At 75.1% G+C, this 12745-nt stretch carries 12 protein-coding genes and 1 tRNA gene; 7 read left to right on the forward strand and 6 right to left on the reverse strand.

The genetic code is table 11. The features are described from left to right. Positions 1-19 precede the first annotated feature (19 nt). The 3 genes from selB to AC0NH5_RS11985 form a co-directional block, all read right to left on the reverse strand. Positions 20-1771 carry a selenocysteine-specific translation elongation factor gene (selB, locus tag AC0NH5_RS11975; protein ID WP_474402755.1) on the reverse strand — a complete coding sequence of 584 codons (1752 nt, stop codon included), beginning with the start codon at positions 1769-1771 and terminating at the stop codon, positions 20-22. A 1-nt stretch (position 1772) separates the two neighbouring features. Next, positions 1773-3134, reverse strand: coding sequence for an L-seryl-tRNA(Sec) selenium transferase (gene selA / locus AC0NH5_RS11980; protein ID WP_474402756.1), 1362 nt, complete (start codon positions 3132-3134; stop codon positions 1773-1775). A gap of 24 nt (positions 3135-3158) precedes the next feature. After that, positions 3159-3254, reverse strand: a tRNA-Sec gene (locus AC0NH5_RS11985). A 56-nt stretch (positions 3255-3310) separates the two neighbouring features. Between AC0NH5_RS11985 and AC0NH5_RS11990 the strand changes: the two genes are divergently transcribed. Together AC0NH5_RS11990 and AC0NH5_RS11995 are read left to right on the forward strand one after the other, a co-directional pair. Then, positions 3311-3670, forward strand: coding sequence for a nuclear transport factor 2 family protein (locus tag AC0NH5_RS11990; protein WP_474402757.1), 360 nt, complete (start codon positions 3311-3313; stop codon positions 3668-3670). Continuing rightward, positions 3625-4647, forward strand: a complete 1023-nt coding sequence (locus AC0NH5_RS11995; protein ID WP_474402758.1) for a threonine ammonia-lyase — start codon at positions 3625-3627, stop codon at positions 4645-4647. The genes AC0NH5_RS11990 and AC0NH5_RS11995 overlap by 46 nt, the downstream gene beginning before the upstream one ends. Positions 4648-4650: 3 nt before the next feature. Here the strand turns inward: AC0NH5_RS11995 and AC0NH5_RS12000 are convergent, their stop codons facing one another. Together AC0NH5_RS12000 and AC0NH5_RS12005 are read right to left on the reverse strand one after the other, a co-directional pair. Continuing rightward, positions 4651-5235, reverse strand: a complete 585-nt coding sequence (locus tag AC0NH5_RS12000) for a GIY-YIG nuclease family protein (protein ID WP_474402759.1) — start codon at positions 5233-5235, stop codon at positions 4651-4653. An 84-nt stretch (positions 5236-5319) separates the two neighbouring features. Continuing rightward, on the reverse strand, positions 5320-5682 hold the full coding sequence (locus AC0NH5_RS12005; protein WP_474402761.1) for a winged helix-turn-helix transcriptional regulator: 363 nt from the start codon (positions 5680-5682) through the stop codon (positions 5320-5322). Between the two features lie 109 nt (positions 5683-5791). Between AC0NH5_RS12005 and AC0NH5_RS12010 the strand changes: the two genes are divergently transcribed. The 3 genes from AC0NH5_RS12010 (at position 5792) to AC0NH5_RS12020 (ending at position 8510) form a co-directional block, all read left to right on the forward strand. After that, the gene (locus AC0NH5_RS12010) at positions 5792-6631 is read left to right on the forward strand and encodes an NAD(P)H-binding protein (RefSeq protein ID WP_474402762.1); all 840 of its coding nucleotides are present in this window, start codon (positions 5792-5794) and stop codon (positions 6629-6631) included. 206 nt (positions 6632-6837) lie between these two features. Then, positions 6838-7485: a HEAT repeat domain-containing protein gene (locus tag AC0NH5_RS12015; protein ID WP_474402763.1), complete on the forward strand. Its 648-nt coding sequence runs from the start codon at positions 6838-6840 to the stop codon at positions 7483-7485. Positions 7486-7502: 17 nt separating this feature from the next. Beyond that, entirely contained in the window at positions 7503-8510 is a 1008-nt protein-coding gene (locus AC0NH5_RS12020) for a MerR family transcriptional regulator (protein WP_474402764.1), read from the forward strand. Here the strand turns inward: AC0NH5_RS12020 and AC0NH5_RS12025 are convergent. Further along, positions 8482-10776: an SDR family NAD(P)-dependent oxidoreductase gene (locus AC0NH5_RS12025; protein ID WP_474402765.1), complete on the reverse strand. Its 2295-nt coding sequence runs from the start codon at positions 10774-10776 to the stop codon at positions 8482-8484. The two genes, AC0NH5_RS12020 and AC0NH5_RS12025, sit on opposite strands and share 29 nt — an antisense overlap. Positions 10777-11101: 325 nt before the next feature. Between AC0NH5_RS12025 and AC0NH5_RS12030 the strand changes: the two genes are divergently transcribed. After that, on the forward strand, positions 11102-11653 hold the full coding sequence (locus AC0NH5_RS12030; RefSeq protein ID WP_474402766.1) for a DUF1062 domain-containing protein: 552 nt from the start codon (positions 11102-11104) through the stop codon (positions 11651-11653). Between the two features lie 75 nt (positions 11654-11728). Next, positions 11729-12739: a selenide, water dikinase SelD gene (gene selD, locus AC0NH5_RS12035; protein ID WP_474402767.1), complete on the forward strand. Its 1011-nt coding sequence runs from the start codon at positions 11729-11731 to the stop codon at positions 12737-12739. Positions 12740-12745: the final 6 nt, after the last annotated feature.

The raw sequence follows: 12745 nt of genomic DNA on the forward strand, positions 1-12745 counted from the left end.
CCGCCGGCGCCACGCCGGGTCAGGTCAGGGTGCGGCGGTCGTCGGGGAGGCGGCGGGTCACGCCGGTCTGGTCGAGCAGCTCCAGCAGTGGCACCGCGACCCGCCGGGTGGTGCCGAGCGCCTGCCGGGCCTCGCTCAAGGTGAACGGCTGGGGGAGCCCGGCCAGCACCTCCGCGGCCCGGCCCGGCGCGCCGGCCGGCAGCAGCACGTTGCCGGTGAGCCGGACGACCAGGCCGGCCCGGACCGCCGCGCCGATCTGGCGCACCCCCAGGCCCAGCTCGGCGAGCCGGTTCGCCTCGGGCGCGGCGAACGGCCGCTCGTCCGGGTCGTCGAAGGCCCGCCGCACTGCCGCGACCAGGTCCGCCGGGGCTGCCGGCGGACCGGCTGCGACCCGCCCGTTCGCGATCCGCAGCGGCGGCCGGAGCAGCGCCTCGACCAGGGCCCGGTCGGGCAGGCCGAGCCGGCGTCGCAGGTCCTCGAGGGGCGTGCCCTCCTCGAGCGGGTTCTCGGCGGCGTGCCGGGCGACCTCGGTGGTGAGGCGGTCGCCCAGGTCCGCCCAGTGCTCCGGGTCCGCGAACCAGGGACCGGCGACCGGAGCCGCCCCCGCCGGCGGCACCCCCATCCGGACCAGGTCCTCCCGCCGGGCCAGCCGCCGCCGGCGCAGCTCCCCGGCCAGCTCCGGGACGCCGCTCATCGCCGCCAGGTCCGCCGCGCGCCGCGCGGCTGCGCCACGCCGGTTCAACGCGGGTGGCGCCACGTCCAGCACCACCACGCCGCCGGCCACCCGGTGCGCGCCGGGGTCCCGCAGCAGCGCCCGGTCGCCGATCCGCAGCGGCAGCGGCCGGGCCAGCCGCAGCCGGGCGGTGTCCGCGCCCAGCGGCCGCACCCGCACCGGGACCGCCGCCGACCCGGCATGCAGCGTGATCGTGGCCGGCAGCTCGGCCACCGGGTCGCCATGCACCCGCACGTCGATCACCTCGGTGAGCCGGAACCGTCCCGGCGTGAGCAGCGCGGCCCCGCGAGCCACCTGATCCTTGTCGACGCCGCGCAGGTTGACCGCCACCCGGGCCACCGCGCCGGCCGACGGCACCGGCGACCCGAGGACCTGCAGCCCGCGCACCCGCACCGGCCGGGACAGGCCGGTCAGCTCCAGCTCGTCACCGGTGTGCAGGGTGCCCGCGCCGAGCGTGCCGGTCACCACCGTCCCGGCGCCCCGGATCGTGAACGACCGGTCCACCCAGAGCCTCACCGGCGCCTCACCGTCCGGTGCCGGCAGCGCGCCGACCAGGCGTTCCAGGGCCGCCCGCAGCTCGTCCAGCCCCGCACCGGTGCGCCCGCTGACGGCCACCGCCTCGACCGTGCCGAGCGACGTCGCCGCGATCTCCGACGTGGCCTGCGCCAGGGCGGGTGCCGGCGGGGCCAGGTCGGAGCGGGTGACCACGAGCAGGCCGTGCCGCACCCCGAGCGCGTCCAGCGCCACCAGGTGCTCGGCCGACTGCGGCATCCACCCCTCGTCGGCGGCCACCACGATCATCGCCGCCGGCGCCGGACCCACCCCGGCCAGCATGTTCGGTACGAACTTCTCGTGCCCCGGCACGTCCACGAAGGCCACTGTCGTCCCCGCGCCCAGGGTGGTCCACGCGAAGCCCAGGTCGATGGTCATGCCGCGGCGGCGTTCCTCGGCCCAGCGGTCCGGTTCCATCCCGGTCAGCGCCCGGACCAGCGTGGACTTCCCGTGGTCGACGTGCCCGGCGGTGGCGACGACGTGCACGTCAGCGCTCCGCGGCGGCTCGGGCCACCGCCTCGTCCATCGACGCGGCGGCGTCGGCGGCTCGGGCCACCGCCTCGTCCAGCTGCGCGGCGGCGTCAACGGCCCGGGCAACCGCCTCGTCCAGCTCCGCCGGCACGCACCGCAGATCCAGGAGCAGCCGGCCGCGCTCGACCCGGCCCACCACGGGCGGAGTCCCGAGACGCAGGCTCCGGGCGTACCCCTCCGGCAATGACAAGGACCACGACGGCAGCGTGAGCTCGGGTGCGCCGCCGCCGCCCACCACCGCGACCGACTCGACCACCTCGGCCGGCACGCTGATCCGGCGGCGAAGCCGGTCGGTGCGCTCGCGCAGCGCGGCGGGATCGGCGCGCAGCGCGTGCCACGTCGGGGTGACCGGACCGGTGAGGGTGGCGGCCAGCGCGGCAAGGGTCAGTTTGTCCACCCGCAACGCCCGGGCGAGGGGGTGCCGGCGCAGCCGCTCGATCAGGTCCGCGTCGCCGAGCAGCAGACCCGCCTGCGGGCCGCCGAGCAGCTTGTCGCCGCTGGCCACCACCAGGTCCGCACCGTCGCGCAGGGTGCCGGCCGCGTCCGGCTCGTCCGGCAGCAGCGGGTCCGGTCGCAGCAGGCCGGAGCCGATGTCGGCGACGACCGGCACGCCGAGCCCGGTCAGCTCGGCGATGCGGGCCTCGCTGGTGAAGCCGCGGACCACGAAGTTCGACGGGTGCACCTTGAGCACGAACCCGGTCTGCGGGCCGATCACAGCGGCATAGTCGGCGGCCGACGTGCGGTTCGTCGTGCCCACCTCCCGCAGCCGTGCGCCGGTGGAGGCCAGCAGGTCGGGCAGGCGGAAGCCGTCACCGATCTCCACCATCTCGCCCCGGCTGACCACGATCTCCCGGCCGGCGGCGAGGGCGGTGGCGATCAGCACCAGGGCCGCCGCGCCGTTGTTGACCACGTGGACGCCGCCGGCGTCCGGGACCGCAGCCGCCAGCGCCGCCAGCGCGTCGCGCCCGCGCCGCGCCCGCCGCCCGGTGCCCAGGTCGAGCTCGACGTCTGTGTAGCCACTGGCCGCGACGACCGCCTCGGCCGCCGCTGGGGACAGGGCGGCCCGGCCGAGGTTGGTGTGCAGCACGACGCCGGTGGCGTTGAGGACGGTCCGCAGGCCGCCCGCGGTCGCCGGGAGCCCCGCCACCGCCACCTCCACGACCTGCTCGGGCGCGATCTCACCGGCGCGGGCCCGCTGCTGCGCGGCGACGACCGCGGCCTTGACGGCGGTCCGGCCCAGACGGTCGGCCGCGGCGCGGAGCCGGGCGTCAGCCAGAACCACATCGGTACGCGGTACGCGTCGCCGATGATCGTCCACGCTCGTCCCCTTCGGTGGTGTGGTTGGCGGAGGCGGACGGGAATCGAACCCGCCCGGCCCGGGTACCGGGCCGCAACAGTTTTGAAGACTGCGAGGGGCACCAGCCACCTGAACGCCTCCGCCGATCACCGTAACCGGCGGGCCCGCGGCGCGCTCATCCGGCGTACCGTCGGGGGATGGAGCGTGACGCCGCGCTCGCGGCCCTGCGGCAGAATCTGGACACCAACGACCACTCCGTCTATCACCCTGACGCGGTGCTGGAGTTCCCGCAGTCCGGTGAGCGTTTCGAGGGGGTGGCCAACTTCGAGCCCTGGCGCAACGGCTACCCGTCGGGCGTCGAGTTCCGGGTCGACCGGTTCCGCGGGGCGGCCGACCTGTGGACCGCCGAGCTGCGCCTGCGTTACGACGAGGGCCGGTGGAAGTTCGGCGTCGACATCCTGGAGTTCCGCGACGAGCGGATCGCCCGCGAGACCATCTACTTCGGTGAGCCGTGGGACGCACCGCAGTGGCGGGCGAAATGGCGCGCCGCCCGGTGACGGCGGACGTCCGGCTGAACCTCGACCGGATCCGGCACGCGGCCGCGGTCATCGATCCCGTCTTCCTCGACACGCCCGCGCTGCCGGCCACGTCCCTCGGCGAACTGCTCGGCTGTTCGCTGACGCTCAAGGTGGAGACCGTCAACCCGGTGCGCTGCTTCAAGGGCCGTGGCACGGAGACCGTTGCGGCCCGGGCACTGGAGGCCGGTGTCTCCCGGATGGTCTGTGCGAGCGCCGGCAACCTGGGGCAGGCCCTGGCATACAGCGGATCCCGCCACGGCATCGCCGTCACCGTGGTGGCGAGCCACACCGCGAACCCGCTCAAGCTGCGCCAGATCGCCGCCCTCGGCGCGTCCGTCGAGCTCGCCGGCGCCGACATCGAGGACGCCCGGGTCCGGGCCCGGCAGCTGGCCGCCGAGCAGGGGGCGTACCTCGTCGAGGACAGTCTCGACCTGGCCACCTGCGAGGGCGCGGCCACCATCGGCCTCGAACTGCTGCGCGACGTCGCCGGGCTGGACGTCGTGCTGGTCGCGCTCGGCGGCGGAGCGCTGGCGAGCGGCGTCGGCTACGTGGCGCGCGCCCTCGGCACCGACGTCGAGGTGATCGGCGTGCAGCCGCTGGGCGCACCCGCGATGGCGCGGTCCTGGCAGCAGCGCCGGGTGATCGAGACCGACTCCCTCGACACCATCGCGGACGGCGTGGCGGGCCGCTGCCCGATCCCGGAGGTCCTCGACGACCTGCTGGTGGTGCTCGACGACGTCACGCTGGTCACCGAGGAGTCGATCAAGGAGGGTATGCGGCTGCTCTACCAGCACGCCGGCCTCGTCGTGGAGCCGTCGGCCGCCCTGGGCATCGCCGCACTGCTGGCGGATCGGGGGCGCTTCGCCGGGCGCCGCGTCGCCACGGTCATCTGCGGCAGCAACGTGGAGCCGGCCGATCACGCACGCTGGGTCCTCGAACCGCTGGCCGCCCGCTGAGATTCACGGCGCCGGCTCCCCGGCCGGCCGGCACGAGGCGTTGTACGCGTTCTTCGCGGCGACCACGGCCGCCTGGACGTGGGCGGGATCGACGCCGCTGACGTTCAGCGGCGGGTGCAGGCGGCGGACCAGCTCGGCCTCGACGCTCACCGGCTCGACGTCCTCGGCCCACGTCAGGCGCAGGTGCGTGGACATCCACGCGGTGAGCCGCGCCTCGTCCCCCGGCACCAGGACGACACGATCGGTCCAGGTGGTCCGGTAATCCTCGGACGTCAGAAGCCCGGCCAGCGTACGGCGCAGGGTCGAGCTGCCGGACCGCCTCAGGTGGTTGCGCAGGATCCGGCCTCGCAGGCTGGTCGCCCGGCCGAGATAGAGCAGTCGCAGGGAGGGGTCGGTTACGTTCGCGGGCCCGGGCAGGTCGGGAAGGACCGCGGGGGGAGCCCACCACGCGTAGACACCGCCGCCCCGGGGGAGCCGCTTGGCAGCGGCGTCGAGCTGGATCGGCGGGCCGGACAGCAGCCGCAGGGCCTCCTCCGCCCGGGCTAGAGCCGGAGGGAGATCGTCGGGTCGCGTTCCAGGGGCGCTCATCGGGAGCATGGTAGGCGGTCCGGGTCTCGCCCGCGCCGGCTCAGCGGCGGGCGTAGCAGGCGGTACGGTCTCGCCCGCGCCGGCTCAGCGGCGGGCGTCGTAGGCATGGCGGGCGCGTTCCACCTCCGGGAGGCCGGTGTCGGCCCAGGTGGCCAGGTGGGCGAAGAGGGGGCCCAGGCTGGCGCCCAGCTCGGTGATCTCGTACTCGACGCGGGGTGGCACCTCGGCGTAGTAGGTGCGTGCGACCAGCCCGTCGCGTTCGAGCTGGCGCAGCCGCTGGGTGAGCACCTTCGGTGTGATGGTGGTGAGGCGGCGCGCAAGCTCCACGAACCGTTGCCGGCCGTGTTCGTGGAGGGTCCACAGGATGGGTGTCGTCCAGCGGCTGAACACGATGTCCACGACTGGCGCGACCGGACACGCCAGCTCGGGGATCGCCGATCGTTGCATGTGCCCTCCGTCACAATCCCATTACTATCCTCTGGGTACCTACTATATCGACGCTACTAGCGTCTCCGTCGGGCCGCGCGAACGACGTGGCCCGGACGGGGAGACAGACATGATCGTGGTGACAGGTGCGACCGGGAACGTGGGCCGGACACTGGTGCCGGTGCTGGCCGCGGCGGGTGCGGAGGTGACCGCGGTGTCCCGGGGCCGTCGTCCGGTCGCGGTGCCGGACGGGGTCCGCCATCATCGCGCGGACCTGGAGCGGCCGGAAAGCCTGCGCCCGGTGCTCGCCGGTGCGGAAGCGATGTTCCTGCTCGTGGAGGGCGCGGGGGCGAGCCTAGACATGCCGGAGCTCCTGCGGGTCGCCGCGGCCGCCGGGGTGCGGCGCATCGTACTGCAGTCCTCGCAGGCGGCCGGCACCCGGCCGGAGGCGGTGTCGCACGCGCCGCTGCGCGCGATCGAGGATCTGGTGCGACGGTCCGGTCTCGGCTGGACGATTCTGCGGCCGGGCGGGTTCGCCTCGAACGCCTTCGCATGGGCCGCGTCGGTGCGGGCCGGGCGCGGGGTGGCCGCTCCGTTCGGCGACGTCGGGCTGCCGGTGGTGGATCCGGACGACATCGCCGAGGTGACCGCTGCCGTGCTGACCGAGGGCGGGCACGACGGCCGCACCTACGAGCTGACCGGTCCGGCGTTGAGCACGCCGCGCCAACGGGCCGCCGATCTCGCCGCCGTGTTGGGCGAGGCGGTCCACTTCGCCGAGCAGACGCCGGCGGAGGCCCACGAGCAGATGCTGGGGTTCATGCCGCCCGCGGTGGTCGAGGGCACGCTGGCGATCCTCGGCACGCCGACCGCGCGGGAGCAGCGGATCAGCCCGGACGTGGCGGAGATCCTGGGCAGGCCACCCCGGCCGTTCGCCGCGTGGGCCGCGCGGAACGTCGACGCCTTCCGCTGACACCTCGGCGACCGAGGCCGACAGCTTGGCCGGGTGAGGCCGACAACTTGGCCGGCTGAGGCTGACAGCTTGGCCGGCCGAGGCCGGCAGCTTGGCCGGCTGAGGGACGGCCTGGTGCGGGGGGACAGCTTTGCGCGTACCCGAAGAAGGACCTTGACCTTGACACTGTGGCAAGGTCTTCACTGGGGTGCGAGGAGGTGGTTGCGGTGACCACGACGCAAGCCCTGCGGGGGTTGGAGAGCGACAGCCCGTCGGTGCGGTTGCAGGCGGCGCTGGCGGTCGGTTCGAGTCCGGACCCGGAGGTGGTCGGCGTGCTCGTCGAGCGGTGCGCGGTCGAGACCGACTTCTTCGTCCGGGACATGCTTACCTGGGCGCTCACCCGGCATCCGGCGGCGGTGACGGTGCCCCGGCTGGTCGAGCAGGTGCGGTCGGCACGTCCGCAGGCGCGGAGCCAGGCGTTGCACACGCTGTCCAAGATCGGGGACAGGCGGGCGTGGCCGGCGATCACCCGGCCGGTGCTGACCGACGCCGACGACGAGGTGGCGCGCAGCGCGTGGCGGGCGGCGGTGGTGCTGGTTCCGCCGGGCGAGGAGCCGGAGCTTGCCGCGCTGTTGGTGGGCCAGCTCGGGCGCGGCGGCCGGGAGACGCAGATGAGTCTCAGCCGGGCGCTGACCGGGCTCGGCGAGGTGATCGCGCCGGCCCTGCGCGTGGCGGCGGCGAGTGACGAGCCGGTGGTGCGCCGGCACGCGATCGCCACGGAACGGCTGTTGCGGGACCCGGACGCCGGGTTCGAACTCGCCGTCGCGGAGGCGACGCGCGTCATGGCCCGGGGAGCGCCCGGCTTCGAGGGGTGAAGGGGGGTGAGACGGCAGTGTTGATCGGCGAGGTGGCGCGGCGTTCCGGGGTGAGCGCCCGCATGCTGCGGCATTACGAGTCGCTGGGCCTGGTCCGGCCGACCGGGCGCAGCGATGCCGGCTACCGGGAGTACTCCACCGAGGACATCCGGCGGATCTTCCACATCGAGAGCCTGCGGTCGCTGGGGCTGTCGCTGCGGGAGGTCGGGCGGGCGCTTGAGGATCCCGCGTTCACGCCCGCGGGCCTTGTCGACGACCTGATCCGCCGAACCCGGGAGCGCATCGCGGCCGAGACCGAGCTGCTCACGTCTCTGCGCCGGGTCGGCGCCGCGGAGCCCGCGGACTGGGCGGACGTCCTGCGGACCGTCGCCTTGCTGCACGCGCTCGGCTCGGAGAGCGCCGGGAAGCGGCAGCGTGCCGCCCTGTCCGCGGGCCCGGTGCCGGTGGAGGCCCTGGTCGAGGCGGCACTGACCGAGTCGGACCCGAACGTCGCCGGTGCGCTGCGCTGGGCGCTGACGCAGGCCGGCGACGACAGCCTGGCCCTGCTGGCGCGGGGTCTCGACGCGCCGGTGGCCGCGGTGCGCAAGCGGGCCGTCCAGTCGATCGCGGAGATCCCGGGCGATCAGGCCGCCGGGCTGCTGCGGGCGGCCCTGGCCGGCTCCGACGTCGAGGTCCGCAGGTGCGCGGCCCTGGCGCTCGGGGCGCGGGGCGGCGCGCAGGCGGTGCCGACGCTCCTCGACATGATCGTCCACGAGGTCAACGACGTGGACGCCGCCGACGCGCTGAGCGCGCTGGCCGCCGACCCCGCGGTGACCGACCGCATCGTCACCGGCCTGGTCACCCGTCTGGCCGCCGACGCCGCCGACTCGTCCGCCCGCCGGCGGCTGACCCAGGCGCTCGCGGACATCCCGGGGGAGGGGGCGTCCCGTGCCCTGCGGGAGCTGTCCGGTGACCAGGACCGCGGCGTCGCGCTCACCGCCGCCTACATTCTCGAGCTCAGGAAGAGCGGACCGGCTTCCCGGTAGCGGTCCGGGGCAGCTCCGCGACGATCGTGATGTCGCGGGGCCGTTCGGCGGGGGAGAGCCGCGGCCGCAGCCACTCCCGCAGCTGGCCGGCGGTCAGCGAACGCCCCGGGCGGACCTCCACGGTGGCCCGCAACCGCCGCCCGAACTCGGCGTCGGCGACCGGCTCCAGCACCGCGTCGGCGACGTCGGGGTGGCTGGTCAGGACGGCGGCGACCGGGCCGGGGAAGACGTTCTCCCCGCCCGAGACGATCATGTCGTCGAGTCGGCCGTCGACGAACAGCCGGCCGGCCGGGTCGGCGTGGCCGAGGTCGCCGGTGCCCAGCCAGCGCCCGTCCGGGTGCCAGCCGCGGACCTGGATCTCGCCGATCCGCCCCGGCGGCAGCGGCGTGCCGTCCGGTTCGGCGATCCGCACCCGCACCCCGCGCGGCGCCCGGCCGACCGTGCCGGGGGCGGCCCGCAGGTCCGCCGGGGTGGCCATCGCCGCCCAGCCGGCCTCCGTGGTGGCGTACATGTTGAAGACCCGGTCCCCGAACTGCTCGCGCAGCCGCTCGCACAGGGCAGCGGTCAGCGGGGCGGCGCCGCTGACCACACCGCGCAGCGAGTCGACGGCGGGCCACCGGCCGGCGGGCAGGTCGCAGATCCGGCTCAGCTGCAGCGGCAGCGCGAACAGCAGGCCGGCGCGGTGCTCGGCAACCGCGTCGAGGATCCGCTCCGGCGCGTCCGCGGGCGTCAGGACCACCGGGGCGCCCAGGATCAGGCCGGCGCAGAGATAGGTCAGGCCGTACCCGTGGTGCGGCGGGGTAGCCACCACGATCGGCTCGCCGCGGCGCACCGGCGTCAGCCTCAGGTGGGTGGTCACCGGGCCGAGCAGCATGCCCAGTGGCAGCGGTCGGGACACGCTGCGCGGCACCCCGGTGGTGCCGGAGGTCAGCACGTACATCCGGCCGGGGCGGGGCGGCCGCGCCGGTGCGGGCGCCGCCGCGGGCCCGGCGAGCAGGTCCGGCCAGGTCATCGCGGGAAGGTCGGTAGTGGTCGCGCCCGGCTCGTGCACCAGCGCGGTGGCCTCTTCCCGGCGCAGCACCTCGGCGAGACGCCCGGCCGGCAGGTCCGGCGGGAGCAGCACCACGTCGGCGCCCAGCCGGGCCAGCCCGGCCGCCGCCGCCACGAAGCCCCGGTGGCCGGCGCAGGCCACGCCGACCCGGTCGCCGGGCCGCACACCGAGCCTGGCGGCCGCGTTCGCCGCGCACACCCCGGCCAGCGCGTCCAGCTCCGGGAAGGTGACCGGCCCGTCCGCGTCCACCAGCGCGAGCCCGGCGGGCGGCCCGGCGGCGAGTGCGGTGGCCAGGCTGCGCCCATGCCGTCGGCCCGCGCGCAGCAGCCGCATCAGCCGGCCGGGGCGCCACAGGCCGGTCGCTGCCAGCACCCGCAGCGGCTCGACCGCGTCGACGGCTCGGACCCCGGCCGCCAGCACCCGCTCCACCGTGCGCGGCATCGCCGCCGAGACGACCACGCCGATCCGGGCCCACCACGGCCACCACGACCGCCGGTGCGCCACCGCGCGGCACACGATCTCCGCCGCCTCGGCCGCCGACATCGCCGGGGCCCGGCGGTAGTGCGGCGTCGGCGCGCTCATCCGGGTGCGGACCAGATTGAGGTACGCCGTACTGACGGTGACCCGGTCGCGCCGCAACTCCACGGCCGCGCTGCCCAGCCACGTGTCGAAGGCCGCCTTCGAGGCCAGATATGCCGACCAGTTCGGCGAGCGCAGGGACAGCCCGGCGGTGGAGACGTTGACGACGTGCCCGCCGCCGGTCGCCCGCATCGCCGGCAGCAGCACCAGCAGCAACTGGACCGGCCCCAGATGGTTCAGGCTCATCGTGCGCTGGTTGTCGTGGAACCGGTCGGCGGTGTCGGCGACCGAGCGCCGGATCGACCGGCCCGCGTTGCTCACCACGACGTCGATCCGGCGATAGCGCGCCACCAGGTCCGCGGCCAGCGCGGCCGCCGCGTCCGGGGAAGACAGATCAGCCTGGTGTACGACGGCACGCCCGCCCGCCGCCTCGATCTCCGCGCGGACCTGCTCCAGCCGTTCGACAGTGCGCGCCACCAGCAGCACGGTGGCCCCGGCCCTGGCGAGGCGGCGGGCGGTCGCCGCGCCGATGCCCTCGGAGGCGCCGGTGACCAGCACGGTCCGGCCGGCGACGGCCGCCCGTAGCCGGCGTTCCCGGGGGCGCGCCCGGTGATCCCGGCCGCGATCCGTACCCACCGCCTGATCCGATTCACCGCGTCATTGTGTGGCACCGGGGCACGCCGCTCCAGACCTGCCGAGCGCCCGCACCGGTGTGTGAAGTTGTGGTCGGATCCGCACCTCAACTTCACACACTGGTTGCGGTCGTGGGGGGCGTGGGCCGCGGAAATCCGGTGGCGCCGCGACGCGGGGCGCCCTTACCGTGCCAGCGACCGTGTTGTCCGGACAAGGACGTGCCGTTGTACACCCTGTGAGACCTCCCGAGCGCTGATCTGTCGCGCGTCGCGTTTTGCGCGCCGCGCTCCTTCCTGCTGCGGATTTCTCACAGAATCGGTGTACTTCTGTGCTCGAGAACTGGGTTGTCATACCCACCTGCCTGCCCCTCGTTCGCCGCCGGTGCCACGGCTGCGCGTCCGGCCGCTTCCGGGCGAGCGGCAAATTCCGTGTCAACGCCAACCACAAGCTTCTCGACGCCTGGCTCCTGGTGCTCTGCACCGGATGCGGGGAGACGGCGAAGCTGACCATTCTGGAGCGTACGAACGTGCGCTCCATCCGGCCGGAGCTGCTGGACCGGCTGCACGCCAACGATCCCGGCCTGACCGCGGCGCTGCTGCAGGACCCGGTCCTGCAACGCCGCAACCGCATCACCCTGGACTGGGACGGTGCCTGGCGTCTCGACACCGGCAGTTCGGAGCCTTCGGGCTCCGTGGAGGTGCTCGACGTCTCGGTCCGGTTCGCGGCGCGGATCCCGGTCCGGCCGCTGCGGCTGATCGCTGACGGATGTGGCCTTCCGCGGGCCGAGGTCGAGAGGCTGCTCACCGAAGGGAGGCTCGTGTCGACGGTCCGGCTGAGCGGCACGCTCTCCGGCGACTTCACCTTCACGCTCAAACGCTGACCCGCGGGTCGCCGTCCTGGGCCTCGCCGCCGGCGCGGCGGGGCCCGGGATCTCCGCCGGGCGAGGTGGCCCGGGGTGTGCGAAAGTGCGAGGGTGACGAGGCTGACCCAATACGCCCACGGTGGCGGATGTGCCTGCAAGATCCCGCCCGGTGAGCTGGAGTCGGTGGTGGCCGGCCTGGTCGGGGCAACCCCGCCGCAGGGACCGGGCGAGCTCCTGGTCGGCCTGGACGACGGTGACGACGCCGCGGTCGTCCGGATCGCCGCGGGCACCGCGATCGTGGCCACCGCGGACTTCTTCACGCCGGTGGTCGACGACGCCTACGACTGGGGGCGGATCGCGGCGGCGAACGCACTGTCCGACGTCTACGCGATGGGTGGCGTCCCGGTCGTCGCGGTCAACCTGCTGGGCTGGCCCCGCGAGGTGCTGCCGATGGAGCTGGCGGCCGAGGTGCTGCGCGGCGGCCTGGACGTGGCCCGGGAAGCCGGCTGCCACGTGGCCGGGGGGCACAGCGTCGACGACCCGGAGCCGAAGTACGGGATGGCTGTCACCGGCGTCGCCGATCCGGCCCGGCTGATGCGCAACGACGCCGGGGCGGCCGGGATCCCGCTGACTTTGACGAAGCCGCTCGGTGTCGGCGTGCTGAACAGCCGGCACAAGCAGACCGGTGAGGTGTTCCCGCAGGCTGTCGCGGCGATGACCATGCTGAACCGGGACGCCGCGGAGGCGGCGCTGAAGGCCGGCGCGGTCTGCGCGACCGATGTGACCGGGTTCGGGCTGCTCGGCCACCTGCACAAGCTGGCCCGGGCGAGCGGGGTGACCGCGCGTGTGGACGCCGCCGCGGTGCCCTATCTGGACGGGGCGCGGCAGGCTCTCGCGGACGGGTACGTCAGTGGCGGCACCCGCCGCAACCTGGACTGGGTCCGCCCGCACCTGGACGGCGGCGGCACCGCAGAGGACGAGTTGCTGCTGCTCGCCGACGCGCAGACCTCCGGCGGCCTGCTCGTGGCCGGTGAGGTCCCCGGTTACCCGGTGATCGGCGAGCTGCTCCCGGCCCGCGATGGCATCACCGTGATCGTCGGCTGAGCCGGC

The organism is Actinoplanes sp. 13 (genome assembly GCF_056134165.1).